This is a genomic window from Nocardia sp. Root136 (assembly GCF_001427185.1).
Classification (GTDB): domain Bacteria; phylum Actinomycetota; class Actinomycetes; order Mycobacteriales; family Mycobacteriaceae; genus Nocardia; species Nocardia salmonicida.
Map to the genome: position 1 here is coordinate 165,609 of NZ_LMFE01000007.1, position 25,401 is coordinate 191,009.

Consider the following 25,401-nt stretch of genomic DNA (forward strand, 5'->3'; position numbering starts at 1 on the left):
CACGGCGGCAGCCACCAATTCCAGTGGCACCGGAATCGGTCAGGCGGACAGGACGACCGCGCCGAAGGTTTCCGGATCGCCCTGCAGGACAACGCGGAAGGCGACGTCGCGGCGCGTCCAGTAGGCGGCGCAGTCGCGCATCGCGCTGTCGAACCAGGCGCGTTCGGTGGGGTCGACGGCGAGCAGATCGTCCGCAGTGCGCACCATCACCACGTAGCCGGGGGCATCGCCGACGAAATCGTCCAGGTCGCGCAGGCATTCGTCGAAGGCGTCCTTGTTGGCGCCGAAGTAGTACGGGAACTGGAAGGCCGCGGCGAATTCGTCGAACAGTTCGGCCATGGTGCGCATCTTGGCGCCGCGGAGTTCGCGGACGCGGTAGTCGGCGGGGGCGTCGTAGCGAACGCCGCTGAACTGGTTGGCATCCACCGGCAACGCGCCGAGCACCGGCGCTGTGGCGGCGGCCGGCGCCTCGGCGCTGGGACGAGCAAGGAACTGCGACAGCGTCATTCGCGGAGTCATCAGCGCATCCTCGTGAAGGTTTCGTAGTGGTCGCCGGTGTACCAGGCCGAGCCGTCGCTGCCGGTGACGATGCGTTCGGCGTCACGACCGCGGTTGGGCTGCTTGGGATTCACATCCCACTCCTGGTATTTCACCGCTGTGCCCGCCGAATCCTTGGGCGGCAGTCTGGTTCCGCGGTTCATGAACTGCTCGCCGCCCTTGGTGCCCTGCGCATTCGCCGAGCCGGGCCAGCGACCCGCATCGATTTCGACGAGGGTCACGTAGGCGCGATCGGGCACACCGGCGGTCTTGGTGACCGGCGAGGCCGACGAATTCCCGGCGGGCGGGCCGGGTTTCGGCGCGTTCGCGGTGGGTGTGACCCCCGCGACGGCACGCGTACTGGTGGTCGTGGTGGTGCTGTCGGTACCACTCCCGCCGAACAGAGTGAGGCCGATGGCCGCCAGAACGAGGACGAGTCCACCGAGCAGGCTGAGAGTCTTGCGTGAGAGTTTCATCGGTACTGGACAGTAACCGGCGCGTGGTCGGACCAGCGCTGGTCGTAGGCATCAGCGCGTTCGACGACGGCCTGCTTGGCGCGGCCGGTCAGCTCGCCCAGTGCCAGCTGGTAATCGATCCGCCAGCCGGAGTCGTTGTCGAAGGCGCGGCCACGGTAGGACCACCAGCTGTAAGGGCCCGCGACGTCGGGGTGCAGGGCGCGCACCACGTCGACATAGCCCGCGGCGAGCAGTTCGGCGATCCAGGCGCGTTCCTCGGGCAGGAAGCCCGCCGACTTCTGGTTGCCCTTCCAGTTCTTCAGGTCGACCTCGGCGGGGGCGATATTCCAGTCGCCGCTCACCACGAACTCGCCGGTGCGCGCCTTCAGGTACGCGCCGAGCTCAGCCATGAACCGGTACTTCTCGTCTTGCTTGGGGGTGTTCTCCTCCCCCGAGTGCACATAGACGCTCGCCGCGGTGACATCGTCGAAATCGGCCTCGATATAGCGGCCCGACGCCGCGAACTCGGTGCTGCCGAACCCGACGCGCACGGCATCGGGTGCGCGCCGCGACAGAATTCCCACCCCAGCGCGGCCCTTGGATTCGGGCTCGGCATGTGAGAGCACCCAACCCGCGTCGAGTGCGGGGGCCAACGCAGCGGCGGTCTGCGCGTCGGTCGCTCTGGTCTCCTGTAGGCAGACGATGTCGGCTTCGGTCGCCGCCAACCAGGCCAACATGCCCTTGGTCGATGCGGCACGGACCCCGTTAACGTTCACAGTCGAGAGGATTATCGGCACCGTACGACCGTACAATGCAGGCAGGGATGCTCCCCCGGACATTGTCGTCCAGGAAGGGGTGATTGACGATGACGTCACGCACCGCCAAGTCCACCGCCCGCCCCGCGCCCGTCGCGGCGCTGCACATCGGGTCCGGCGACCCGGTGTTGCTGTTGCACGGGTTCCTGCTCTCGCCACATTGTTGGGAGCAGGTCGCACAGCGAATGTCGGCCCATTGCGAGGTGTACGCGCCCGCGTTCGCCGGGCACTGGGGTGGCCCGAAGGTCGAGGGCTGGGCACTGGACGTGTACGCCCTGGCCGATCAGATCGAAGACCAGCTCGACGAGCTGGGCTGGCGCACCTGCCACATCGCGGGGAACTCACTCGGCGGCTGGGTGGGACTCGAGCTGGCTCGACGCGGCAGGGCACGCACGCTCACCACGATCGCCGCGGCCGGGGGTTGGGCATCGCCGTCGCTGAGCCAGGTCAGGGTCGGCATCAAGTTCGCGTCGATGATTCCCTTCATCGAAATCGGCAAGCGCCTCGGCGGTGTAGCGATCAACAACCCGCTCGTGCAGCAGGTGGCCGCCATGCTGGTCACCAAGCACACCGGCGCCGTCGCCCGCCGCGACCTCGCGACCACGCTCACCGCGGTCCTGCACTGCGACGCGATGATCCCGCTGATCCTCGGCAGCCTGCGGGCGCCGGGCATGGACGACCTGGGTGAGCTGAGCACCCCGGTGCGGATGCTGCTCGCCGAATACGACCGGATCATCCCCAACAGCGTGTACGCCACCCGCTACCTGCGCGAACTCCCCGAGTCGGCGGATCGCATCCTGGTGCACGGGGTGGGGCATGTGCCGATGCTGGAGGCGCCCGACCGGATCGCCACGCTGATCGCCGAGCACATCTACGCCAGCCGCGGACACCTGCGCGCGGTGTGACGAGATCCCGGCCGCGACGACACTGTTCGCGGCCGGTCCGCTTCACTTCCCGAGTAGACCCTTGGCGATGTGGGTCACCTGGATCTCGTTGCTGCCCGCGTAGATCATCAGCGACTTCGCGTCGCGGGCCAGCTGCTCGACCCGGTATTCGCTCATATAGCCGTTGCCGCCGAACAGCTGCACCGCCTCCATCGCCACCTCGGTGGCGGCCTCGGAGCAGTACAGTTTCATCGCCGAGGCCTCGGCCAGACTCGGCGGCTTACCCGCGCGTCCACGCTCGAGCACGTTGAACACCATGTTCCGCACATTGATTCGCGCGACTTCCATCTTGGCGAGCTTGAGCTGGATCAGCTGGAAGCGACCGATCTCCTGGCCCCACAGCGTGCGTTCGCGGGCGTAATTCACACAGAGCCGGTGACATTCGTCGATCACGCCGAGCGCCATGAACCCGACGCCGATCCGCTCCGCGGTGAAACTGGCTCTGGCGCTTTCTCTTCCGTCGCCGCCCTTGTGTTCTTCGGTCTCGCCGAGCAACCGATCCTTGCCGAGCCGGACATTGTCGAAGAACAACTCGCCGGTCGGCGAGGAGTGCAGACCCATCTTCTTGAACGGTTTGCCCTGGGTGAGGCCCTCCATGCCCTTGTCGAGCACGAAGGTGAGCACCTTGCGGTCGCGCTTGTCGCTGCCGTCGCGCTCGTCGAGCTTGGCGTAGACGATCATCACGTCGGCGCACGGGCCGTTGGTGATGAAGGTCTTCTGGCCGTTGAGGATGTAGTCCTCGCCGTCGCGTTCGACGCGAGTCTTCATGCCGCCGAACGCATCCGAGCCGGAATCGGGTTCGGTGATCGCCCAGGAGGCCACCTTGCGCAGGGTGACGATGTCGGCCAGCCAACGCTGCTTCTGGGCCAGGGTGCCGCGCGACATGATGGTGGTGGCGCCGAGCCCGATGCTCACCCCCAGTGCTGACACCAAACCCATACAGACGCCGGATAATTCGCTGATCAGCACGGCCATCATCGACTGTTGATCACCGAACGGACTGCCCGGCTTCTTGTCGCCCTCGCGCGGACCCGCCGCTTCCCTGGCGAGCATCTTCGCGACGGCGTCCTCACCCATCGCGTCGATCCCGAACTGGCTGAACAGCTTGCGCAGGATCGGATACGGCAGCATCTCACCGCTGTCGAGGGCGTCGAGATTCGGCCGGACCTCCTTGTCGATGAACGCCCGCACGGCGTCGCGGATCATCAGATCGGTCTCGGACCATTCGAACACTCTCGTCTCCTGACGCTCGCTCCGCCCAAAAACATACACGCGTGCTTGTTTTTGCGCGGCGTTTCGGTGACCCCGGTCACCATCGTGGCGCGTAACAGCGGCGTAACTAATCGGAAAATTCATGTCTACATCCATGCACCACCGTCTGTGAGTCGCCGATTTCGGGCGGCAGCGGATGAAGGAGAGAGGGAAATGGCCGGAGCAGATACTGCCGCCAAAGAAACACTCGAGGACTACACGCTGCGTTTCGCCCCGCGGAGCTACCGTAAATGGAGCCCCGCGGTCGTCGGCATCTCCGCGCTCGGCGGCATCGCCTATCTGGCCGATTTCGCGATCGGCGCGAATATCGGCATCGCCCACGGCACCGGAAACGCCCTGATCGGCATCGGTATCTTCGCCGTGGTCGTGATGCTCACCGGATTTCCGCTCGCCTATTACGCGGCGCGCTACAACATCGATCTCGACCTGATCACGCGCGGCAGCGGATTCGGCTACTACGGATCCGTGATCACCAATATCGTGTTCGCGTCGTTCACTTTCATCTTCTTCGCGCTCGAAGGTTCGATCATGGCCCAGGGCCTGTTATTAGGCCTCGGAATTCCCCTGTGGCTGGGCTATCTGGCCTCCACGATCATCATCTTCCCGCTGGTCATCTACGGGATGAACACCCTGGCCAAACTCCAGGTGTGGACCACTCCCCTGTGGCTGCTGCTGATGGTGGCGCCGTTCGGCTTCCTGCTGGTGCGCCACCCTGATTCGGTGGGTTCGTTCTTCGCCTACGGCGGGGAGAACGGTGAGGGCGTGAGCGTTTCGGGCGCGCTGCTGGCCGCCGGCGTGTGTCTGTCGCTGATCGCCCAGATCGCCGAGCAGATCGACTACCTGCGCTTCATGCCGCCGCGCACGCCGGAGAACCGGGCCAAGTGGTGGGGCTGGATGCTGCTCGCCGGTCCCGGCTGGGTGCTGTTCGGCGCGGCCAAGCAGGTCGTCGGCCTGTTCCTCGCGGTGTACCTGATCGCGAATCTGCCCGCCGCGCAGGGCATCGCCAACCAGCCGGTGCACCAGTTCCTGGAGATCTACAAGGACATGGTGCCGGGGTGGCTGGCCATGACGCTGGCGGTGGTGCTGGTGGTCATCAGCCAGGTCAAGATCAACGTGACCAACGCCTACTCGGGCTCGCTGGCCTGGACCAACTCCTACACCCGCGTCACCAAGACCTACCCCGGTCGCCTGGTGTTCCTGGTGGTCAACCTCGCTGTCGCGCTGGTGCTGATGGAAGCGAACATGTTCGACTTCCTCAACAACATCCTCGGCTTCTACGCCAACTGCGGCATCGCCTGGATCGTCACCGTGGCCACCGATATCGCGGTGAACAAGTACCTGCTGAAGATCTCGCCGAAGGTGCCGGAGTTCCGGCGCGGCATGCTCTACGACTTCAACCCGGTGGGTCTGGTCGGTTTCGGGCTGTCGGCGGTGCTGTCGATCATGACCTTCTTCGGCCTGTTCGGTGAGCTGCTGAAGCCGTACTCGCCGCTGGTCGCGGTGCTGGTCGCCTTTATCGCGACCCCGCTCACCGCGATCGCCACCAAGGGCAAGTACTACCTGCGACGCGCCGACGACGGCATCGAGGCGCCGATGTTCGACGAACACGGCAACCCCTCGGGCGACCTGCTCACCTGCCACGTCACCGGCATGGACTTCGAGCGCCCGGACATGATCGCCTCAGCGGTGCCGGGCCCCGAAGGCGAGATCCAGTACATCAGCTCGCTGGCGCTGTCCACGGACAAAGACGGAAAGCACCTGCTGCCCCGTCAGTAATTTTGGAGCGCTGGCGCGCTCGAGTTCGCGGCCCCTCCGGTCCCGTCGATCAGGCACCGTTGCTTGCTCCTTCGTCGCCTACGCAACGGCACCTGATCGACGGGACGGCCGCTGCGCGGCGGCCCCTCCTCGAGGTCGGGGCGGCGGGGCTGGTTTCAGATCAGTTTGCGGACCAGCGGCAGCGGTAGGGTACGCAGCGCGAAGCCCATCGGTACCCATGGCCAAGCGGGCACGTAGGCATTGGCGCGACGCTTCTCGATCGCGGCGATCATGGAGCGGACGCCGGTTTCGGTGTCCACCATGAACTTCGGCTGGTGCTTGACTCTGTCGTTCATCTCCGAGCGGATGTAACCGGGGTAGATCACCGAGACGTCGACACCCGGAATCGCTTCCGCGCGAACGCCTTCGGCGAGCGCCGCGACACCCGCTTTGGTGGCCGCGTAGGTGGTGAGCGTCTTGGGCATACCGCGCAGGCCCGAGATCGAGGAGATCATCACCAGATGGCCGCGACCCTGCGCGCGGAAGATCTGCAGCGCCGCCTCGCTTTGCGCCAGGGCGGCAACGAAATTCACCATCGCGGTCTGGCGGTTGGCCTTGTGGTGGCCGGTGCCGAGCGGCGCGCCCTTACCGAGGCCGGCATTGACGATCACCCGGTCGATGGTGCCGAATTCCTCGGCGAACTCGTCGAAGACGGTGAACACCGCGGCATCGTCGGTGACGTCGAGTTGCTTCACCGAGACGACCCGGTCGGAGTGGTCGGCGAGGATCTGCGTGCGCAGTTCGTCGAGGCGCTCGGTCCGGCGAGCACACAGGCCGAGGTCGTACCCGAGCGCGGCGAACTGGCGGGCCATCTCGGCGCCGAGTCCGGAGCTGGCGCCGGTGATCAGGATGGTGCCCCGGCTCACGACAGTGCCGGAATTCGTCGGGGGGTGATTCGCGATTCCATGTGCCCACGCTAACCACCGCGCGGCGTGGTCGTCGAGGATCGGCGACTATGTTGCCCGACCCGAGGCACCGCGGTTGCGCACGCCTTCGCTCCGGCGAGGGCGGCAGCCGCCGCAGTGCTGTCGGCAGGGTTCAGCGGGTCGCGACCAGCCTCGCCGCATTGGCCGCCGCGTCGTCGCCCGCTTCGTTGGCGGCGAGTTCGGCGTGGACCCGGTCGTAGTACCGGTTGATCTCGGCGTTGGTGGTCTCCTCGGTCCAGCCGAGCAACGGCGCGATCAGGCGGGCGACCTCCGGCGCGGCGGCGAGACCGCGATCGGGGACCTCGATGGAGATCCGGGTGCGGCGGGTGAGGATGTCGTCGAGATGCAGGGCGCCCTCGTGGGTGACGGCGTAGACGATCTCGGCGGCGATGTAGTCCGATGCCCCCGGAACCGGGTGACGCAGGGCGGGATCAGCGGCGATGAGGCCGAAGATATCGGTGCTCAGCGAACCGTAACGGCCGAGCAGGTGCTCGACCACGTCGACCGGCAGTCGCTGTGACACCGACAGGTCGGTCACCTCGGCGAGCATGTCGAAGTAGCCCGCCGCGCCGACGATGGGCAACTGCGCGGTCGACGAGGCGGGAACATCCCCACCCAGGCGCGCGACGGCAGCGTCGACGACATCGGCGGCCATCACCCGGTAGGTCGTGTACTTGCCGCCCGCGATCACGAACAGGCCCGGCGCGGGTTCGGCGACGGCGTGTTCGCGCGAGAGTTTCGCGGTCTCCTTCGTGGCACCGGTCATCAGCGGGCGGAGGCCCGCGTAGGTGCCGACGATGTCTGCCCTGGTCAACGGCTCGCGCAGCAACGCGTTGACGTGATCGAGGATGTATTGCACGTCGGCGGCGGTGGCCGTCGGGTGGTTCTTGTCCAGGGCCCATTCGGTGTCGGTGGTGCCGATGATCCAGTGTTCGGCCCACGGGATCACGAACAGGACCGACTTCTCGGTGCGCATGATCATGCCGGTGTGCAGGTTCAGCCGGTCGCGCGGCACGAGGATGTGCACGCCCTTCGACATCTGGACGTGGAACGGGAAGTCCACGCCGGTCATCTTGATCATGTCGTCGGTCCACACGCCGGTCGCGCTGATCACGGCGCGGGCCCGAATGGTGTGCGTCAGGCTGGTTTCCAGGTCTTCCACGCGCGCACCGACGACCTTGTCGCCGTCGCGTTCCAGCCCGATCACCTTGGTGCGGGTCAGCACCGTGGCGCCGTGTTCAGCGGCGGTCCTGGCGATCATCATCGTGTGGCGGGCGTCGTCGACCTGCGCGTCGTAGTAGCGGATGGCGCCGGTCATCGCGTCATCGCGCAGCGCGGGCGCGAGTTCCAGTGCGCCGGAACGGGTCAGGTGCTTGTGCATCGGGACGGTGCGCGCGCCACCGAGGGTGTCGTACAGCGCGATACCGGCCCCGATGTACGCGCGCTCCCACACTCGGTGCTGGAGCGGAAACAGGAACGGCACCGGATGCACCAGGTGCGGCGCGAGCGTATTCAGCAGCAGCCCACGCTCTTTGAGCGCCTCGCGCACCAGCGCGAAGTCCATCTGCTCCAGGTACCGAAGGCCACCGTGGATGAGCTTGGACGACCGGCTCGAGGTGCCCGCGGCGAAATCACGTGCCTCGACCAGGGTGACCGACAGGCCGCGCGACGCGGCGTCGAGCGCGGCACCGGCGCCGGTCACGCCACCACCGATGACCAGGACATCGACCTCGGCGGTGTCGAGCGTGCCGACAGCCTTCTCGCGGTAGGTGGGGTCCAGTTGCACAGACACGATGATCTCCTTCTCGAAAGTATTGTGGTGATTCAGATTTCGGCCCAGTCGAGGGTGCGCTCGACGGCTTTGAGCCAGCGGCGGTAGCCGTGTTCGCGTTGCTCGTCGGACCAGCTCGGATACCAGCGGACGTCTTCGGACCAGTTGTCGAGCAGTTCGTCGGTGCCGCTCCAGAAACCCACGGCCAGTCCCGCGGCGTAGGCGGCGCCGAGCGCGGTGGTCTCGGCGACGACCGGTCGCGAGACCGGGACGCCGAGTAGATCGGCTTGGATCTGCATGGCCAGCTGGTTCACCGTGACGCCGCCGTCCACCCGCAGCGTCGCCAGCCGGACGCCCGCGTCGCGCTGCATGGCCTCGACCACGTCGCGGGTCTGGTAGGCGATGGATTCCAAAGTAGCCCTGGCCAAGTGGGCGTTGTTGCTGTAGCGCGACAGCCCGACGACCGCGCCGCGTGCATCGGGTCGCCAGTACGGCGCGAACAGACCGGAGAAGGCGGGCACGAAGTACACGCCGCCGGAATCGGCCACCTGACCGGCGAGGTCCTCGATCTGCGCGGCGCCGGCGATGATGCCCATCTGGTCGCGCAACCACTGCACCGCGGAGCCGGTGACCGCGATCGAACCCTCCAGCGCGTAGGCGGGCTTGTCGTCGCCGAACTGGTAGGCGACGGTGGTGATCAGGCCGTGGTTCGAGCGCACGATCTCCGTGCCGGTGTTGAGCATCAGGAAATTGCCTGTGCCATAGGTGTTCTTGGCCTCGCCGGGCTGGAAGCACACCTGTCCGACACCTGCGGCTTGCTGGTCGCCGAGCACGCCCGCGATGGGCACCGACCCTTTGAACGGGCCGTCGGGTTTAGTGGTTCCGAACAGTTCCGGGTTCGCCGACGGTGCGATGGTCGGCAGCATGGCGCGTGGGATGCCGAAGATCGCGAGGAGTTCGTCGTCCCAGTCGAGGGTTTCGAGATCCATCAGCATGGTTCGCGAGGCATTGGTGGGGTCGGTGACGTGCACGCCGCCGGTGAGATTCCAGATCAGCCAGCTGTCGAGGGTGCCGAACAGGGCGTCACCGCGCTCGGCGTCGGCGCGCACGCCCGCGACATTGTCGAGGATCCACTTCAGCTTGCCGCCGGAGAAATACGGCGCGGGCGGCAGGCCGGTCTTCTCGCGGATGAGCGCACTGTGCCCGGCGGCGTCGAGATCGGCGATGATGCGGTCGGTGCGGGTGTCCTGCCAGACGATGGCATTGCCATAGGGGCGGCCGGTGCGGCGGTTCCACACGACCGTGGTCTCGCGCTGGTTGGTGACGCCGATGGCGGCGAGGTCGTCGGCCGTGAGATCGGCGAGCGAGAGAGCGGTCTTGACGACGGTGCGGGTGCGTTCCCAGATCTCGTCCGGGTTGTGTTCGACCCAGCCCGGCTGCGGCATGATCTGGGAGTGTTCGAGCTGATGGCGGGCTACAACGGTGCCTTTGTGGTCGAAAACCATGAATCGCGTCGAAGTCGTGCCCTGGTCGATCGCGCCCACATACCGGTTCATTTGTCGTCCTTCCCGGACCTCGCCATCGAGTCCGTCGATCGGGCACCTGGGCCCGGAACCCACGCTAGGAACGCGCGGACGCGCACACCACACGCACCGTTCGACAATGCTGAACGGTGGTAGGTTCGGGGCCATGCCTGGGCCGATCCAGTCGATCGAACGCGCCGCCGCCGTGCTGCGTCTGCTCGCGCGCGGATCGGGACCGCTGGGCGTCGGCGAGATCGCGACCGCCCTCGACCTGGCCAAACCCACCGCGCACGGCATCCTGCGGACGCTGCTCGGCGTCGGTTTCGTCGGGCAGGACACACTCACCGGCAAATACCTACTCGGCCCCGCGATCGGTGAACTCGGGACCGATCGGCTCGATGTGAACGAGTTGCGTTCGCGGGCGATCCACCGGGCCGACGCCCTCGCCTCCCGTTCCGGGGAATCGGTGCGCATCGCGGTGGCTCGGGAAACCGGGATCACGGTCATCCACCACGTCTTCCGGCCCGACAACAGCGTCCAAGCCTTGGCGGTCGGCGAAATACTTCCCGCTCACGCGACCGCGCTCGGCAAGGTACTGCTGGCCTACGACGCCGCGGCGGAAGCCGTTGCGCTCCAAGGGTTCACCCAGCGGACGATCACCGAACGCGACATGCTCGACCATGCCATCGCCGAGGTTCGGCGGCGGGGTTGGGCGGACGAAGTCGAGGAGCACCGCTCGGGCGAAGCGGGCATCGCCGCGCCCGTTCGAGCCAGAGGCGGGCTGGTCGTCGCGGCTATCGGCATCACCGGGCCGACGGATCGGCTGTGCGACAACCGCTTACAGGTGCGTCCCGCCGCGATCGAGCAGGTTCGCGCCGCCGCTCTCGCCGTGCACCGTGACCTGACGGCAGCGCAATGAGCTGGGCCGGTATTCCCGCCGCCGCGGCATCGGCCGACAACGAGAGCAGACGACGATGACCCAACGTTTCGTGCTCGCTATCGATCAGGGCACCACCTCGAGCCGGTGCATCGTCTTCGATCAGCACGCCCGGCTGGCCGGCATGGCGCAGCGGACCCATCGTCAGCACTACCCCAGGTCGGGATGGGTGGAGCAAGACGCGCTCGAGATCTGGCGGACGGTCGAGCGAATCGTGCCCGCGGCGCTGCGCGATGCCGGGATCACCGTGGACCAGGTGGCCGCGATCGGCATCGCCAATCAGCGCGAGACCACCGTGGTGTGGGATCGGCGCACGGGGCTGCCGGTGCGGCTGGCCATCGTCTGGCAGGACGTGCGCACCGAAGAGCTGGTCGATCGGATGAAGGAATTGCCTGGAGCACAGCGCATTCCCGAACTGAGCGGGCTGCCCCTGGCCACCTACTTCGCCGCACCACGGCTGCGCTGGCTACTCGACAATGTCGACGGTCTTCGCGCCAGAGCCGAACGCGGCGACGTCCTGTTCGGCACCATGGAATCCTGGCTCATCTGGAACCTGACCGGCGGCGCCGAGCACGTCACCGACGTGACCAACGCGGGCCGCACCCTGCTGATGAACCTCGCCACCCGCCAGTGGGACGCGGAACTGTTGCGGTTCTTCGATATTCCGCCCGCCATGCTCCCCCGCATCGAACCATCGACCGGCGATTTCGGCACTGCCTCCACCGTCGTGCCGGGCGTGCGGATCGGCGCCGCCCTCGGCGACCAGCACGCGGCCCTCTTCGGCCAAACCTGCTTCGCCCCGGGGGAAACCGAATGCACCTACGGCACCGGCGGCTTCCTCATGATGAACACCGGCACCGAACTGATCCGCTCCGAACACGGCCTGCTCACCACCATCGGCTACCAGGTCGGCCCCGAACCGGTCTACGCGCTGGAAGGCCCGATCGCGGTGACCGGGTCCCTGGTCCAGTGGCTGCGCGACATCGTCGGCCTGATCGCCACCGCCCCCGAAATCGAAACTCTTGCCAACACCGTCGACGACAACGGCGGCTGCTACCTCGTCCCCGCCTTCTCCGGCCTCTACGCCCCCCACTGGCGCAGCGACGCCCGCGGCTTGCTCATCGGTCTGACCTCCTATGTCACCAAAGGCCACCTGGCCCGCGCGGTCCTGGAGGCCACCGCCTGGCAGACCCGCGACGTGGTCGAGGCCATGAACGCCGACGCCGGTCTCCAAGCGAAGTCCCTGCGAGTGGCAGGCGGCATGGCGTCCAACAACCTGCTCATGCAAATAATCGCCGACGTCCTCGATACCCCTGTCATACGCCCCCTCGTCACCGAAACAGTCTCTCTCGGCGCCGCCTATGCAGCAGGCCTGGCCGTCGGCTACTGGCCCGATCTCCAAGGGCTACGCCGCAATTGGAAGGTCGCTGCCCAGTGGACACCGTCCCCGGACCGCCGCATCCGCGACAACGAGTACGAACGCTGGCAACGAGCCGTCCAACTCAGCGTCGGCTGGGCCCGCCCCGCCACAGCCGACTAGATCGCTCAGAAATGCTGTCTCGCTGGATGAAGCGAGGAGTCAGCCGAAAAGTTCGTCGGTGCTTGTGACAGTCACGGCCTGCGTCAACCACGCGTCGAGTTGGCCGAAGTCGCTGCACGCGGCAAGCTGAGCACGTTGCGCGGCCGAAAGCTCCAGCCCGCGAGCGGTCAGCACTGTGAGCACCGCGTGCGCGGCGTTCTCTGTGCGTCCCTCCTCGCGTCCCTCCTCGCGCCCCTTCGCCACGTACTTGGTGGCGATGCGGCCGCGGTACTGCGGGGTGCTCTCCATCAGTTCCTCCAGGCGTCGGCTTGCCGAGACGGTCAACGCGTCGTCGACCAGGTCCAGATACATTTTCGCATGCTCGTCGTCGGTTTTCATCAGCCCAGCCAAGAATGCGGCAAGGACCTCCTCCATGTGCGGCCCTGCGCCATGGGCGATCGCCGAGAGAGTCGCCCGCTCGGGACGACGTCTGGCCTCATCGGGGTCCGTCACGACGGGAAACCGGTCAGGACCGAGTACCAGCGGTTGAATGACCGATCCGACGGTATCGAGCTCGATCGGCTGCTCGGCCCACTTCGCGACTTTCCTGCTCGGCGTCACCACCAACAACACCACTGGGCAGCACAGCCGTGACCGCAGGGTGGTCAAATAGACTGGCCATTTCCAGCGCCGCACATCCGCCTTCGACAACTGCACCTCGACGCACACACCAAGAACGGGCATCTCCCGATGGTCATGGGTGCTGAGTGCTAGGTCACCGCGAAATTCCTTGGGCCCGACATCGGTGAAATCGCACGGCTCAGCCCGCATTTGCGACAAACCCGGCAGCGGAATCCTGAACTCCTCGGCCAGCAGCGATGGTGCGAGCAGGAGATCCGTGCGGAACAGGTCAAGCAAACCCTCGTGCAGGTGGCTCGGCATGTGGGGCACCGTATGTCGAGGTGAGTAAGGGTACCAATCGGTTACGGCGTGTTGTGTGCGGAGCGGCGTTGCAGGAACACCGTCAGCGTGAACAGCAGCACACCGGCTACGGCGAGGACGGCCCCGACCATCGCCGGGGCGGTGTAGCCGAGGCCCGCGGCGATCACGAGGCCGCCGAGCCAGGCACCCGCGGCGTTCGCCATGTTCAAGGCGGCGTGGTTGAGGGCGGCGGCGAGAGTCTGGGCGTCGGCCGCCACATCCATGAGGCGGGTTTGCAAGCCCGGGGCCAAGGCCGCGCCGGAGGCGCCGACGAGGAAGGCCCCGATCGAGGCCGTGATCGGATTGTGGGCGGCCAGGACGAAGCCGGCCAGGATCACCACCATCGCGATCATGGCGACGAAGATCGACCGGTCGACGCCGCGGTCGGCGAGGATGCCGCCACCGATATTGCCCACGATCATGCCGAGACCGAACAGCGCGAGCACGATCGGCACCGCGCCGATGGGCATGCCCGCGACATCGGTCATGGTGGTGGCGATGTAGGTGTAGACGGCGAACATGCCGCCGAAACCGATCGCGCCGACGGCCAGGGTGAGCAGCACCTGCGGGCGACGCAGCGCACCGAGTTCGGTCATCGGGTTGGTGATCTTCATGCTGGTCAGCGCCGGAACATAGCGCCACAGGGCGGCGACTGTCGCCACTCCGATCACGGCGACGACCACATAGGCGTCACGCCAGCCCAGGTGCTGACCGAGCCAGGTCGCGCCGGGCACACCGATCACATTCGCGACGCTGAGCCCGAGCATCACCGCGGCGACCGCCTTGGCACGCTGTCCGACGGGCGCGAGCGTGGCCGCCGCCAGCGAGGCGACACCGAAGTACGCGCCGTGCGGCAGACCGGACACGAAGCGGGCGAGCACGAGCGTGCCGAAGGTCGGCGCGAGCACGGTCCCGATATTGCCGACGGTGAACGCGACCATCAGCGCGATGAGCAATTTCTTGCGCGCCACCCGGGCGCACAACGCGGCGATCAGCGGCGCACCGACCACGACGCCCAGCGCGTACGCCGACACCGCGTGCCCGGCCGACGGCTCGGAGATATCGAAAGCCCGCGCGATATCGGGCAGCAACCCCATGGTCACGAACTCGGTGGTCCCGATCCCGAATCCACCCAGCGCCAACGCGAGCATCGCCGGGACATGCCAGCTGGTGCGTGGCACATCGAGGCGATCGGGGGCTGCGATGGAAGAAGTCACGCTTCCATGCAACGGGCACAGGTACCCGTTCGCTACCCGAGCAGAGCGTGAGTTACCCCACCCCACAGAAAACGACCAGGCAAGTTACCAGTGATCTCGCAAGAACATGGGTAACTCACCAAGTCGAGCAAACCCGAACATCGCCCTCCCGCCGGCCGCCGACGGAGGTCTCACCCCACTCGAGTCCGGCTCGAATACGCGGGGAGGCGGAACAGAAGGCGCTCGCACCGGATTCGGTGCGAGCGCCTTCATAGCCGTGCGGGTTCGCGGTCGCGAACCGGGGCTACATCACTTCAGTGCACGAGCCAGGTTGACGTCCAGCGCGCCGAGGAATTCCTCGGTGCTCAGGTAACCCTGGTCGCCGCCGACGAGCGCGGCGAGGTCCTTCGTCATCTGACCGCCCTCGACGGTCTTGATGACCACGTCCTCGAGCGCCTGCGCGAAGCCGATCACCTCGGGGGTGTTGTCCAGCTTGCCGCGGTGTTCGAGGCCGCGGGTCCAGGCGAAGATCGACGCGATCGGGTTGGTCGAGGTCGGCTTGCCCTGCTGGTGCTGGCGGTAGTGCCGGGTGACCGTGCCGTGCGCGGCCTCGGCCTCACAGGTCTTGCCGTCCGGGGTGAGCAGCACCGAGGTCATCAGGCCGAGCGAGCCGAAGCCCTGGGCCACGGTGTCGGACTGCACGTCGCCGTCGTAGTTCTTGCAGGCCCAGACGTAGCCGCCCTCCCATTTCATGGAGGAGGCGACCATGTCGTCGATCAGGCGGTGCTCGTAGGTGAGACCCGCCGCGTCGAACTCGGCCTTGAACTCGGCGTCGAAGACTTCCTCGAAGGTGTCCTTGAACATGCCGTCGTAAGCCTTGAGGATGGTGTTCTTCGTGGAGAGGTACACCGGGTAGTTCTGCTGCAGGCCGTAGTTGAACGAGGCCCGCGCGAAGTCCTCGATGGACTTCTTGAAGTTGTACATACCCATGACGACGCCGCCGTCTTCGGGCATCTTCACGACCTCGTGCACGATCGGCTCGCTGCCGTCTTCCGGCGTGAAGGTCAGCGTGACGGTGCCCGCCTCGTAGACCTTGAAGTCGGTGGCGCGGTACTGGTCGCCGAAGGCGTGACGGCCGATGATGATCGGCTTGGTCCAGCCGGGCACCAAGCGGGGCACGTTGGAGATGATGATCGGCGCGCGGAAGATGGTGCCACCCAGAATGTTTCGGATGGTGCCGTTCGGCGAGCGCCACATCTTCTTGAGGCCGAACTCTTTCACCCGCGCTTCGTCGGGGGTGATGGTGGCGCATTTCACGCCGACGCCGTACTTCTTGATGGCATTGGCCGCGTCGACGGTGACCTGGTCGTCTGTCTTGTCGCGGTACTCGATGCCGAGGTCGTAGTACTCGAGGTTCACGTCGAGATAGGGATGGATCAGCTTGTCCTTGATGAACTGCCAGATGATCCGGGTCATCTCGTCGCCGTCGAGTTCTACAACGGTGCCTTCAACCTTGATCTTGGACATGGATCTTCGTGTCCTCCTCGGTGGGTGCCCTTATTGCACGGCTAGGCGAACACGCTTGTGAGCGGACCCCAGCAGTTCCAACAGACAACGTATATGCCCCGCGTTGTCTGCGGGACGTGTGGTGCAAACAAGACGAGCGTACTGCTGTCCCCCACCTCACCGCGATGGGAGGGCCCGCTGTGCGGGACTCCTCGAAGCTACTCCGCCCCGACCGCGTGCCGGTACCCGATCGGGCCTTGACCGGCTACTCAGTAGTAACACGGCGAGGCCCGCGCACCGAGGAACGGTGGCGCGGGCCCGGTCGAGCAGGTCAGACCGCGATCGGTACGGCGGCCGCGTGCTCGTCGCCTTCGATCAGGTTCTCCGGCTTGTCGCGGATCATCACCGCGATCACCACGGCGGCGGCGAGGAAGAAGCCGGCGCCGATATAGAACGCGACGTCGTAGCTGTAGATCGAGGCGCGTTCGATCAGGTGGTCGACGGTGGGGTTGTCGGTGACGTAGTTCTCGGCGGCCTGGACCGAGAGGGTGGTCAGCAGGGCGGTGCCGACGGCGCCGCCGACCTGCTGGGCGGCATTGAGCAGGGCGCTGGCGACGCCGGAGTCCTCGGCGTCGACCTGATGCAGCGCGACGGCCTGCATCCCGACGAACAGCGGACCCATCCCGAGCGCCATCAACAACTGCGCGGGCAGCACGCTCAGCGCGTACCCGTCGCCGTAGCTCAGTTGCGCCAGCCACAGCAGCCCGACGACGCCGAGCAACGCGCCGACCACCATCAGCGGACGCGGCCCGAACTTGGGCATCAACGAACTGGTGATGCCCGCCGCGATGCCGATGCCCACCGGGAACGGCAGGAACGCGATGCCCGCCTTCAGCGGCGAATAGCCGAGGGTGTTCTGGTAGTAGAAGCTCAGGAACAAGAACATGGCGAACATCGCGATCGGGATCAGCAGCGCGGCCAGCAAAGCGCCGCCTCGATTGATCTCACCCGGAATTCGCAATGGCAGCAGCGGATTCGCCGAGCGCGCCTCGATGAGGACGAACGCTATGAGCAAGGCGAAGCCCGCCCCGAGCAGGCCGAGGGTGCTGCCCGCCAGCCACCCGTGTTCGGCGGCGCGACTGAATCCGTAGACGATCGACACCAAGCCGAATGTCACGGTGACGGCGCCGGGCAGGTCGTAGCCGCCGGTCCTCGGCACCGGGATATCGCGCGCGATCACCGCGACCGCACCGACTACCGCGATGAGCGCGATCGGCGTGTTCATCAACAGCGTCCACCGCCACGACGCGAACTCGGTGAGCGCGCCACCGACGATCAGCCCGAACGCGATGCCACCCGCGGTGATACCCGCGAACACCGCGAACGCGCGGGCCCGCTCCTGCACATCGGTGAAGATCACCGACAGCAGCGACAGGGCCGCGGGGGCGAGCAGCGCGGCGAACGCACCCTGCAGACCTCGGCCGATGAACAACTGCGGGCCGGTCTGCGCGAGCCCCGCCAGCGCCGACGCGGCGGCGAAGCCCACCAGGCCGACCAGGAAGATCCGGCGTCGGCCCAGGTAGTCGGCCATCCGTCCGCCGAGCAGCAGTAGCCCGCCGAAGATGAGCGTGTACGCGGTGAGCGCCCACTGTTTGTCGCCGTCGCTGATCCCGAGGTCACGCTGGGCATACGGCAGGGCGATCGTGATCACGGTGGCGTCGAGCACCACCATCAGCTGGGCGGCCGAGAGCACGACCAACGCCCACCACCGCATCGAATTCTGTTGTGAATCAACATTTTTCGTCAATACCTCGGTGCCGGTCACCAGGACTCCTCGTCGCTCGATTGGCGTGAACCAATTCTGGCACTACGAGACAATTGGCGTCAAGAGAAAAATGTCTGAACGCGCCAATTGGCCTACTTGGACAGATAAAGCCGCCGACACGGTAGGCTGAGGGAATGCTGGACTCGACCACTCCGATCAGCGCCGACCGGACGACCGAACCGGCTGCCGACGCGCCGCTGGGCCTGCGCGAGCGCAAGAAGCTCCAGACCAAAGCCGCGATCGTGACGGTCGGGCTCGACCTGTGCGACAGCCAAGGATTCGACGCGACGACGGTCGAGCAGATCGCCGCGGGCGCCGATGTGTCCCCACGCACCGTCAACCGGTACTTCGCGCTCAAGGAAGACATCGTGCTGGCCCCGATCGACGACTTCGGGGTCTCCGTCGCCGTCGCGCTGCGCTCCCAACCGAATACCGGCAACGAACTCCAGGCGCTGTGTGGCGCCTACCTGGCGGTGGTCCAGGCCGAGGCGGACGCGGACGGCATTCGGTTCATCCGCCAGTTCCTGCAGATGCAGCGCATCATGCGCACCAGCCAGTCGGTCAACGCGCGCGCGCTGGAATACGCGGAGAAGAAGAACGTCGCGGTGTGCACCGAACTCGCGCAGCGGATGGGCACGTCGCCGGACGACTTCACGGTGAAGCTGGTGGCCGGCATCTGGCAGATGCTGTGCCACCTCTCGGTCGCCGATACCGAACAAGCCTTGCTGAGCGGGTCACCGACGGTAGCCGTTCGGGTCACTCGCGACGCCGTGCTGCGCGCCTACCACGGCTTGCGGCAGGTCTGTGGCGCACCGGTGGACGACACGCCAGGCTTCGGCACACCGTCCGACGAGTGATCTTCGGCGGGAAATGCGGGGGAAGTTTCCGCCCGCGGGAGATCTCCGGTTAACATGACGGCAAGGTCATGAGTACCAGCGCCAAGCCCCGGCTCGCTGGTCGGCAACCCTCCAGCTGCGGTGGGGTGCTCCGGGTGATGACCGGGCTCTCGAAAGTCGAGAGCAAGCGCGCACTGCAGGAGGCCCCCATGTGTTGTTGCCAGTCGATCCGACCCAGTTGACGAGATCCCCCGGCTGACACCCATTTGGAGCACGACATGACTGACTCTTCCCTGCCCGAGAACTGGTCCTTCGAGACCAAGCAGATCCACTCGGGCCAGGCACCCGACGCCGCCACCGGCGCGCGGGCACTGCCGATCTACCAGACCACCTCGTACGCCTTCCGCGACACCGATCACGCCGCCGCGCTGTTCGGTCTCGCCGAGCCGGGCAACATCTACACCCGGATCATGAACCCCACCCAGGACGCGGTGGAGCAGCGCGTGGCCGCGCTCGAAGGCGGCGTCGCGGCGCTGCTGCTGGCCTCGGGCCAGGCCGCGGAGACCTACGCGATCCTGAACCTGGCGAGCGCGGGCGACCATATCGTCTCCAGCCCGCACCTCTACGGCGGCACCTACAACCTCTTCCACTACTCGCTGCCCAAGCTGGGGATCACGGTCTCGTTCGTCGAGGACCCCGATGATCTCGAGCAGTGGAAGGCCGCGATCCAGCCGAACACCAAGGCGTTCTACGGCGAGACCATCGCCAACCCGAGTAGCGCGGTGTTCGACATCCCCGGTATCGCCGGTGTCGCGCACGCGAACGGCCTTCCGCTGATCGTGGACAACACCGTCGCTACCCCGTACCTGATCCAGCCGCTGGCCCACGGCGCCGACATCGTCGTCCATTCGGCGACGAAGTACCTGGGCGGGCACGGCGCGGCCGTGGCGGGCGTGATCGTCGACGGCGGCACGTTCGACTGGACGGTGCGCGACGCCGACGGCAACGCGCGCTTCCCCGGCTTCACCGAGCCCGATCCCAGCTACCACGGTGCGGTGTTCGCCGATCTGGGCGCGCCCGCGTTCGCGCTGAAGGCTCGCGTGCAGTTGCTGCGCGATCTGGGTGCGGCGGTCTCACCGTTCAACGCGTTCCTCATCGCGCAGGGCATCGAGACGCTGAGCCTGCGGGTCGAGCGGCATGTCAGCAATGCCGAGACGGTCGCGAAGTTCGTCGCCGAGCAGCCGGGCGTCGACGCGGTGTTCTACGCGGGCCTCGAGTCCTCGCCCTGGCACGCGCGGGCCAAGGAGCTGGCGCCCAAGGGTGCGGGCGCGATCGTGGCGTTCGAGCTGGCGGGCGGCGTCGACGCGGGCAAGAAGTTCGTGGACGCGCTCAGCCTGCACAGCCATGTAGCTAACATCGGTGATGTGCGTTCACTCGTGATTCACCCGGCGTCGACCACGCACTCGCAGTTGACGCCCGCAGAGCAGCTGGCGGCCGGCGTCACTCCCGGCCTGGTCAGGCTCGCGGTGGGCATCGAGGGAATCGACGACATTCTGGCCGATCTGCGGGCCGGGTTCGCGGCGGCGACGACGTGACCGTGAGCACCGAATCGCCGATCGCCCGACCCGGAACCGGGGTGGCCCTGCTGCCACCGCCGGACGGGCGCGTCGGCGTGGTCGCCATCGGGGATGTGGCGCTGGAGAACGGCGCCGTCGTCCCCGATGTGCGGCTGGCGGTGCAACGCTGGGGCGAGCTCTCGCCCACCCTGGACAATGTGGTGCTCGTCGAACACGCGCTCACCGGCGACTCCCATGTCGTCGGTGGGCCCGACGGGGCGCCCGGCTGGTGGGAGGGCATGGTCGGGCCCGGCGCGCCGATCGACACCGACGAGTGGTGTGTGATCGCGACCAACGTGCTGGGCGGCTGCAAGGGCAGCACCGGCCCGTCCTCGCTCGCCTCCGACGGAAAGCCATGGGGCGCACGGTTTCCCGAGCTGAACATCCGTGACCAGGTGCAGGCCGAAGCGCAGTTGTTCGAGGTGCTCGGCATCGAGCGGCTCGGCGCTGTCGTCGGCGGCTCGATGGGCGGCATGCGGGTGCTCGAGTGGATCATCGGCCTGCCCGAGCGGGTCAGCGCCGCGCTCGTGCTGGCCGTCGGCGCCCGCGCCACCGCCGATCAGATCGGCACCCAGACCACCCAGATGGCCGTCATCACGGCCGATCCCGACTGGCAGGGCGGCGACTATCACGGCACCGGTCGCGCGCCGATGACCGGCATGGGCCTGGCCCGGCGCATCGCGCACCTGACCTACCGCACCGAGGGCGAACTCGACCACCGCTTCACCAACAAGCCCCAGGGCGACGAAGACCCGTGGACCGGTGGGCGCTACGCGGTGCAGAGCTACCTCGAGCACCAAGCCGACAAGCTGGTCCAGCGGTTCGATCCCGCCACCTATGTGCTGCTCAGCGAGGCCATGAACCGCCACGATGTGGGTCGCGGGCGCGGCGGTATCGCTGCCGCGCTGGCTTCGACATCGGTGCCGTGCGTGGTCGGCGGGGTCGACTCGGATCGCCTGTACCCCCTGAACACTCAGGCCGAGCTGGCCGAAGGTCTGCCCGGCTGCGCGGGGCTCGAGGTCGTGCACTCACGCGACGGGCACGATGGGTTCCTCACCGAGGCCGCCGCGGTGTCGAAGTTGCTCACCGAGACGATGCGCCTCGCGCGGGAGAACCGCTGACCTTCACGGTCCCGTCAGCAGGGCGACGATCGAGCGGACGTAGGCCTGAAGTCGTTCGCGCGGATATTCTTCCGGCTCGCTGACCCCCAGCCGACCGAGCATTTCGGCGATGGTGAGGGTCGAGTTCGCGAGTAGTCCGGCATCCATACCCGACCATCGCGGCAGCACGGAGATGCCCATGCGGACAAGCGATTCCGCGCGCTCCAAGATCTCGGCGCGCGAAGCACGAAGCGCCGCACGGTATTCGTCGGGCGCACTCGCCGGGGTGGCGAGGATCAGCCGCCAGCGGGTCGGATTCGCCAGTGCCACACCGACGAACGCTTCGACGGTCGCCGACGCGGCGGCCAAGGGATCGGCGCCGAGCAGGTCGTCGGGCAGGGTGTCGGCGATCTGATCCAGTCCCCGTTCCCGTTCGCGTTCCAGCAGCGCTTCGACGAGTTCGGCGCGGGTCTTGAACACCGTGTACAGCACAGGTTTTCCGACGCCCGCCTCCTGCGCGACGGCCTCCATGCTCAACTCGTGCAGTTCCATCCGGCCCAGGACGGTGAACGCGGCGTCGAGAAGTTGCGCGCGGCGCTGCTCCGGCGGCAGGCGCGGCGCATAGCGGCGTCGAGGTCGTTGCTCCTGCGTCGAGGTCACCGCCCACCTGCCTTTCGCTCGCCGACGATACCCGCCGACCCTGTCGTCACGAATCCTACGCAACCGTTGTATTCACGTCGAGCCATTGCTACGGTGGTGTTGTATTCAATTATTCCTCGCACTGCAAAGGGGCATGTGCAATGGCTTTCGATGCGTCGACTCTCCGTCGCGACGACCATGGCTTCTTCGGACCGGATTCCCCCACCTGGAAGGTGTGGGCGGCGCCGACCGCGCTGATCGGCTTCCAGCGCGCGGTCACTCTCGAACACTTCGATCCGTTCCTGACCGCCGCGGTCGCCGATTCACACGGGATCTACGACAATCCCGCCACCCGTCTCGACCACACGCTGTCCTACTTCCTGCTGGTCGCGCTGGGTGACGGCCGCACCGCCATCCAGGCCGCCGAGCACCTGATGAAAGTGCACGCGCCGATGACGGGCATCGAACCGATCAGCGGCAAGCGCTACAGCGCCAACAACCCCGACTCCCAGCTGTGGATCCACGTCACCGGGTGGCATTCGGTCCTCAAGGCCTACGAGATGTTCGGACCGGGGCCGCTGAGTCCCGCCGAGGAGGATCGGTACTGGGCCGAGTGCGTGATCGCCGCCGAGCTGCAGACCTGCAAGCCTTCGGATGTGCCGCGCGATCGGGCCGAGGTGCGCGCGTACTTCGAGCGCGTTCGGCCGCAGTTGTGCGTCAGCGAGCGGGCGGTCGAGGCCATGCATTTCCTGCTGTGGCCGTCGGTGAGCAAGGGCATGACGTTCGCGGCCGGTGGTCGGGTGCTGTCGCTGGCGACGATCTCGACGCTGCCCGCCTGGATGCGCGAGCTCGGCCGATTCGACATGCCCCGGGTCGTCGACGCCGCGGTGCGCGTCCCGGGGAAGGCAATCGTCTGGGCCGCCGCGCGTCGCGACAACCGTGGCCTGATCCTGGCCAGCCCGTACGTCGCGAAGATGACCGGACAGATCCTGGCTGCCCACGCCGGCGCCGCACCGCCACGAACCCGGACGACGATCAGCCCGAGCGATGCTCGCGCGCTCTACGGCAGCAACGGCACCCACAGCCTGTGGGACAGGACCTCCGCCTGAACTAGGAAACGCCGAGGGTGTTGATGGTGGCCGCCAGGAAGACGATGGCGCTGCCGAGCGCGGTCAGCGCGGCCACATCGAACGGACGGCTGCGGACGGCGAGCAAGCCCACCTGCACGGTCGGCAAGCACAGCCGGAACGCGGCGGCCACCAGGGCGGCGCTGCCGAAGATCAGCGCGCCGCGACGCCACCGATCCCAGGCGACGAAGCCGACCGCGATCACGATCAGCGCTGTCACCACGGTCATCGGCAGATGACTGCGCAGGTACTGCTCCCCCGCGCTCAACCGCGCGACCCGGTGCTTGCCGGTCGTCTCCGCCTCGTTCACGAGCCCGATTGTTCCAGATACCGCCTGCGCGCGGACGGGGTGGCGCATGACAGAGTGGTCCGCTGTGCTGCACCTGATCTTTCACGAGCCCGTGATTCCGCCCAATACCGGCAATGCGATCCGGTTGGCCGCGGGGACCGGCTGCGCGCTCCACCTGATCGAACCGCTCGGCTTCGATCTCTCGGAGTCCAAGCTGCGACGGGCCGGACTGGACTACCACGACCTCGCGGTGGTGACCGTGCATCCCGACCTCGCGACGGCGTTCGCGGCGATCCGGCCCGGTCGGGTCTTCGCCTTCACCACCCAGGCCACCACCCGCTTCACCGATATCGCCTATCGCGACAACGACGCACTGCTGTTCGGCACCGAGCCCACGGGACTGCCCGAGGAAGTGCTGACCGATCCCCAGATCACCGAGCAGGTCCGCATTCCGATGCTGCCGGGGCGACGTTCGATGAATCTGTCGAACGCGGCGGCGGTATCGGTGTACGAGGCGTGGCGGCAGCTGGGCTTTCCGGGCGCGGTCTGACTCAGTCGATATCGAAGCGCTTGAACCGTGAGGTGGCGCCCGCGGTCAACCGGACGGCGGACTTGGCGACGCCGAAATGGTCGGCGAGGAGTTCGATGGCCGCCTTGTTGGCCTTGCCCTCTACGGCCGGGGCGCGGACATAGAGGGTGAGGGAGCCGTCCTCGGCGGTTTCGACCAGGGGGCCCTTACGGCTGTTCGGTTTGATCGTCGCCCGCACTGTGGGCACCGGGGGTCTCCTTCGCCGACGCTGTCTGTTCGGTGGCACCTGACGCGGTGGTTGCCGGCGCGGGAGCCGTGGCCACCGGCGCGGCGGGCACACGCGCTCCGGCACGACGGCGCCTGCGCAGCAATCGCAGTGCGGCATAAAGCAATCCGCCGATCACGGCGAGGAAGCCCAGCCACGGCACGGCCTTGCCGACGAATACGATCGCGTCCTGCAACCAGTCGATCAGCGAGTGCCAGCCCGAGACGATGCCGTCCCAGAAGTTGTCCGGGTCGCCGGGTGCGTTCTTGTCGTCGGCGGTGAGCGTGATGGTGAGCGTCGACAGCGCGACCTGATCGTCGAGGCTGCGTTTCTGCGCGGTGAGGCTGTCGAGTTCGCCCTGCCTGCTCGACAGCGCCTCCTCCGCCGCGATCAGGTCGGCGGTGTTGGTGGCGCCGGTGATCAGCGCTTTGAGCCGATCGACGGAGGCTTGCAGTGCGCGGATACGGGCATCGAGGTCCTGCCACTGCATGGTGACGTCGTCGCGATTGGTGCTCACCCTGGTGACCGTGCCGACCCCGCCGAGGCCGGTGATGAAGGCGTCGGTCTTGTCGGCGGGCACCCGAACACTGAGCACGGCGCGAGCCGCGCGCTTGTCGGTGCCGGGTTGTTCGGTGCGGCTGTCGATTCGGCCGTCGACGGCATCGACCTGCCCGGTGACGGTCGCGGCGGCGGCGATCGGATCGGGTGAGGTGACATCCACCGACCCGGTGATCACCTCTTTCCGGTTCGACTGATCCGTCGGCGCCGGACTGTCCTTCTGCGGTGCGCCCTCCCGGAACCCGGGCGCCACAGCGGGTGCGGGCCCGCCGAGGACGGTGGGCGCCGACGCCCGACCTGCCTCGTCCTCACTGTCGTCATCGCCGCACCCGGCCAGGAACAGGAGTCCGAGCAACGCGATCATCACCACGGCAAGCTTGCGCATATTTCGCAGCGTAGTGCGTGGGTGGGTCGGTGACT

General features: G+C 67.1%; 24 protein-coding genes and 1 riboswitch. Of the genes, 9 read left to right on the forward strand and 15 right to left on the reverse strand.

Features of this window, described 5'->3' with window-relative positions:
• Positions 1-39: 39 nt before the first annotated feature.
• Genes ASD42_RS17965 through ASD42_RS17975 form a run of 3 tightly spaced genes read right to left on the reverse strand, consistent with a single transcriptional unit; the run spans position 40 to position 1,789 of the window.
• Positions 40-519 carry a barstar family protein gene (locus ASD42_RS17965; RefSeq protein WP_056818140.1) on the reverse strand — a complete coding sequence of 160 codons (480 nt, stop codon included), beginning with the start codon at positions 517-519 and terminating at the stop codon, positions 40-42.
• Positions 519-1,013 carry a ribonuclease domain-containing protein gene (locus ASD42_RS17970; protein WP_056818142.1) on the reverse strand — a complete coding sequence of 165 codons (495 nt, stop codon included), beginning with the start codon at positions 1,011-1,013 and terminating at the stop codon, positions 519-521. The genes ASD42_RS17965 and ASD42_RS17970 overlap by 1 nt, the downstream gene beginning before the upstream one ends.
• On the reverse strand, positions 1,010-1,789 hold the full coding sequence (locus ASD42_RS17975; protein ID WP_082844060.1) for an exodeoxyribonuclease III: 780 nt from the start codon (positions 1,787-1,789) through the stop codon (positions 1,010-1,012). The genes ASD42_RS17970 and ASD42_RS17975 overlap by 4 nt, the downstream gene beginning before the upstream one ends.
• 68 nt (positions 1,790-1,857) lie before the next feature.
• On the opposite strand from ASD42_RS17975, the gene ASD42_RS17980 reads away from it, so the two are divergent.
• The gene (locus ASD42_RS17980) at positions 1,858-2,712 is read left to right on the forward strand and encodes an alpha/beta fold hydrolase (protein WP_056818146.1); all 855 of its coding nucleotides are present in this window, start codon (positions 1,858-1,860) and stop codon (positions 2,710-2,712) included.
• 42 nt (positions 2,713-2,754) lie between these two features.
• Here the strand turns inward: ASD42_RS17980 and ASD42_RS17985 are convergent, their stop codons facing one another.
• A complete protein-coding gene (locus ASD42_RS17985; protein WP_056818148.1) occupies positions 2,755-3,984 on the reverse strand; it encodes an acyl-CoA dehydrogenase family protein in 1,230 nt (409 codons plus the stop codon).
• 192 nt (positions 3,985-4,176) lie between these two features.
• Between ASD42_RS17985 and ASD42_RS17990 the strand changes: the two genes are divergently transcribed.
• Entirely contained in the window at positions 4,177-5,799 is a 1,623-nt protein-coding gene (locus ASD42_RS17990; RefSeq protein ID WP_056818150.1) for a purine-cytosine permease family protein, read from the forward strand.
• Positions 5,800-5,954: 155 nt separating this feature from the next.
• Here ASD42_RS17990 and ASD42_RS17995 read toward each other — a convergent pair whose 3' ends face one another.
• The 3 genes from ASD42_RS17995 to glpK (ASD42_RS18005) all read right to left on the reverse strand — a co-directional run bounded on the left by ASD42_RS17995 (position 5,955) and on the right by glpK (ASD42_RS18005) (position 10,091).
• Entirely contained in the window at positions 5,955-6,704 is a 750-nt protein-coding gene (locus ASD42_RS17995) for an SDR family oxidoreductase (protein WP_056818152.1), read from the reverse strand.
• Between the two features lie 172 nt (positions 6,705-6,876).
• Positions 6,877-8,556, reverse strand: coding sequence for a glycerol-3-phosphate dehydrogenase (gene glpD, locus ASD42_RS18000; RefSeq protein ID WP_056818154.1), 1,680 nt, complete (start codon positions 8,554-8,556; stop codon positions 6,877-6,879).
• Positions 8,557-8,588: 32 nt separating this feature from the next.
• Positions 8,589-10,091 carry a glycerol kinase GlpK gene (glpK, locus tag ASD42_RS18005; protein ID WP_056818156.1) on the reverse strand — a complete coding sequence of 501 codons (1,503 nt, stop codon included), beginning with the start codon at positions 10,089-10,091 and terminating at the stop codon, positions 8,589-8,591.
• Between the two features lie 133 nt (positions 10,092-10,224).
• Here glpK (ASD42_RS18005) and ASD42_RS18010 point away from each other — a divergent pair, with 133 nt between their 5' ends.
• On the forward strand, positions 10,225-10,977 hold the full coding sequence (locus ASD42_RS18010) for an IclR family transcriptional regulator (RefSeq protein WP_056818157.1): 753 nt from the start codon (positions 10,225-10,227) through the stop codon (positions 10,975-10,977).
• A gap of 55 nt (positions 10,978-11,032) precedes the next feature.
• Positions 11,033-12,535: a glycerol kinase GlpK gene (glpK, locus tag ASD42_RS18015; protein ID WP_056818160.1), complete on the forward strand. Its 1,503-nt coding sequence runs from the start codon at positions 11,033-11,035 to the stop codon at positions 12,533-12,535.
• A 39-nt stretch (positions 12,536-12,574) separates the two neighbouring features.
• Here glpK (ASD42_RS18015) and ASD42_RS18020 read toward each other — a convergent pair whose 3' ends face one another.
• From ASD42_RS18020 to ASD42_RS18035, 4 genes are all read right to left on the reverse strand, one after another.
• Complete coding sequence (locus ASD42_RS18020) at positions 12,575-13,456, reverse strand: hypothetical protein (RefSeq protein ID WP_056819191.1); 882 nt, start codon at positions 13,454-13,456, stop codon at positions 12,575-12,577.
• 41 nt (positions 13,457-13,497) lie between these two features.
• A complete protein-coding gene (locus ASD42_RS18025) occupies positions 13,498-14,646 on the reverse strand; it encodes an MFS transporter (protein ID WP_056818161.1) in 1,149 nt (382 codons plus the stop codon).
• Positions 14,647-15,000: 354 nt separating this feature from the next.
• Positions 15,001-16,218, reverse strand: a complete 1,218-nt coding sequence (locus ASD42_RS18030; RefSeq protein ID WP_056818163.1) for an NADP-dependent isocitrate dehydrogenase — start codon at positions 16,216-16,218, stop codon at positions 15,001-15,003.
• Between the two features lie 310 nt (positions 16,219-16,528).
• The gene (locus ASD42_RS18035; protein ID WP_235569654.1) at positions 16,529-18,022 is read right to left on the reverse strand and encodes an MFS transporter; all 1,494 of its coding nucleotides are present in this window, start codon (positions 18,020-18,022) and stop codon (positions 16,529-16,531) included.
• Between the two features lie 134 nt (positions 18,023-18,156).
• Here ASD42_RS18035 and ASD42_RS18040 point away from each other — a divergent pair, with 134 nt between their 5' ends.
• From ASD42_RS18040 to metX, 3 genes are all read left to right on the forward strand, one after another.
• Entirely contained in the window at positions 18,157-18,879 is a 723-nt protein-coding gene (locus ASD42_RS18040) for a TetR family transcriptional regulator (protein ID WP_056818165.1), read from the forward strand.
• A 64-nt stretch (positions 18,880-18,943) separates the two neighbouring features.
• A riboswitch (SAM riboswitch) is annotated at positions 18,944-19,054 on the forward strand.
• Between the two features lie 82 nt (positions 19,055-19,136).
• On the forward strand, positions 19,137-20,453 hold the full coding sequence (locus tag ASD42_RS18045) for a bifunctional o-acetylhomoserine/o-acetylserine sulfhydrylase (protein ID WP_056819196.1): 1,317 nt from the start codon (positions 19,137-19,139) through the stop codon (positions 20,451-20,453).
• Positions 20,450-21,595, forward strand: a complete 1,146-nt coding sequence (gene metX / locus ASD42_RS18050; RefSeq protein ID WP_200950475.1) for a homoserine O-acetyltransferase MetX — start codon at positions 20,450-20,452, stop codon at positions 21,593-21,595. The genes ASD42_RS18045 and metX overlap by 4 nt, the downstream gene beginning before the upstream one ends.
• 3 nt (positions 21,596-21,598) lie before the next feature.
• On the opposite strand, the gene ASD42_RS18055 is transcribed toward metX, so the two are convergent.
• Positions 21,599-22,234 carry a TetR/AcrR family transcriptional regulator gene (locus tag ASD42_RS18055; protein ID WP_056818167.1) on the reverse strand — a complete coding sequence of 212 codons (636 nt, stop codon included), beginning with the start codon at positions 22,232-22,234 and terminating at the stop codon, positions 21,599-21,601.
• Between the two features lie 140 nt (positions 22,235-22,374).
• Between ASD42_RS18055 and ASD42_RS18060 the strand changes: the two genes are divergently transcribed.
• Positions 22,375-23,322 carry an oxygenase MpaB family protein gene (locus ASD42_RS18060; RefSeq protein WP_056818169.1) on the forward strand — a complete coding sequence of 316 codons (948 nt, stop codon included), beginning with the start codon at positions 22,375-22,377 and terminating at the stop codon, positions 23,320-23,322.
• Position 23,323: 1 nt separating this feature from the next.
• On the opposite strand, the gene ASD42_RS18065 is transcribed toward ASD42_RS18060, so the two are convergent.
• Positions 23,324-23,650: a DUF3017 domain-containing protein gene (locus ASD42_RS18065; protein WP_235569656.1), complete on the reverse strand. Its 327-nt coding sequence runs from the start codon at positions 23,648-23,650 to the stop codon at positions 23,324-23,326.
• Positions 23,651-23,696: 46 nt separating this feature from the next.
• On the opposite strand from ASD42_RS18065, the gene ASD42_RS18070 reads away from it, so the two are divergent.
• Positions 23,697-24,179, forward strand: a complete 483-nt coding sequence (locus tag ASD42_RS18070; protein WP_056818171.1) for a tRNA (cytidine(34)-2'-O)-methyltransferase — start codon at positions 23,697-23,699, stop codon at positions 24,177-24,179.
• A gap of 1 nt (position 24,180) precedes the next feature.
• Here ASD42_RS18070 and ASD42_RS18075 read toward each other — a convergent pair whose 3' ends face one another.
• Entirely contained in the window at positions 24,181-24,405 is a 225-nt protein-coding gene (locus ASD42_RS18075) for a DUF167 domain-containing protein (protein ID WP_056818173.1), read from the reverse strand.
• A complete protein-coding gene (locus tag ASD42_RS18080) occupies positions 24,365-25,366 on the reverse strand; it encodes a DUF4349 domain-containing protein (RefSeq protein ID WP_056818175.1) in 1,002 nt (333 codons plus the stop codon). Before ASD42_RS18080 ends, ASD42_RS18075 begins: the two co-directional genes overlap by 41 nt.
• Positions 25,367-25,401 lie beyond the last annotated feature (35 nt).

Bases quoted from the DNA above. Each gene is read 5' to 3' on its own strand.
- glpK (WP_056818156.1), bottom strand. From the start codon at position 10,091: ATGAACCGGTATGTGGGCGCGATCGACCAGGGCACGACTTCGACGCGA.
- ASD42_RS18070 (WP_056818171.1), top strand. From the start codon at position 23,697: ATGACAGAGTGGTCCGCTGTGCTGCACCTGATCTTTCACGAGCCCGTG.
- ASD42_RS18040 (WP_056818165.1), top strand. From the start codon at position 18,157: ATGCTGGACTCGACCACTCCGATCAGCGCCGACCGGACGACCGAACCG.
- ASD42_RS18010 (WP_056818157.1), top strand. From the start codon at position 10,225: ATGCCTGGGCCGATCCAGTCGATCGAACGCGCCGCCGCCGTGCTGCGT.
- ASD42_RS18045 (WP_056819196.1), top strand. From the start codon at position 19,137: ATGACTGACTCTTCCCTGCCCGAGAACTGGTCCTTCGAGACCAAGCAG.
- ASD42_RS17980 (WP_056818146.1), top strand. From the start codon at position 1,858: ATGACGTCACGCACCGCCAAGTCCACCGCCCGCCCCGCGCCCGTCGCG.
- ASD42_RS17965 (WP_056818140.1), bottom strand. From the start codon at position 519: ATGACTCCGCGAATGACGCTGTCGCAGTTCCTTGCTCGTCCCAGCGCC.
- ASD42_RS18060 (WP_056818169.1), top strand. From the start codon at position 22,375: ATGGCTTTCGATGCGTCGACTCTCCGTCGCGACGACCATGGCTTCTTC.
- ASD42_RS18025 (WP_056818161.1), bottom strand. From the start codon at position 14,646: ATGCTCGCGTTGGCGCTGGGTGGATTCGGGATCGGGACCACCGAGTTC.
- ASD42_RS18030 (WP_056818163.1), bottom strand. From the start codon at position 16,218: ATGTCCAAGATCAAGGTTGAAGGCACCGTTGTAGAACTCGACGGCGAC.
- ASD42_RS18020 (WP_056819191.1), bottom strand. From the start codon at position 13,456: ATGCCGAGCCACCTGCACGAGGGTTTGCTTGACCTGTTCCGCACGGAT.
- ASD42_RS18080 (WP_056818175.1), bottom strand. From the start codon at position 25,366: ATGCGCAAGCTTGCCGTGGTGATGATCGCGTTGCTCGGACTCCTGTTC.
- glpK (WP_056818160.1), top strand. From the start codon at position 11,033: ATGACCCAACGTTTCGTGCTCGCTATCGATCAGGGCACCACCTCGAGC.
- ASD42_RS17990 (WP_056818150.1), top strand. From the start codon at position 4,177: ATGGCCGGAGCAGATACTGCCGCCAAAGAAACACTCGAGGACTACACG.
- ASD42_RS17970 (WP_056818142.1), bottom strand. From the start codon at position 1,013: ATGAAACTCTCACGCAAGACTCTCAGCCTGCTCGGTGGACTCGTCCTC.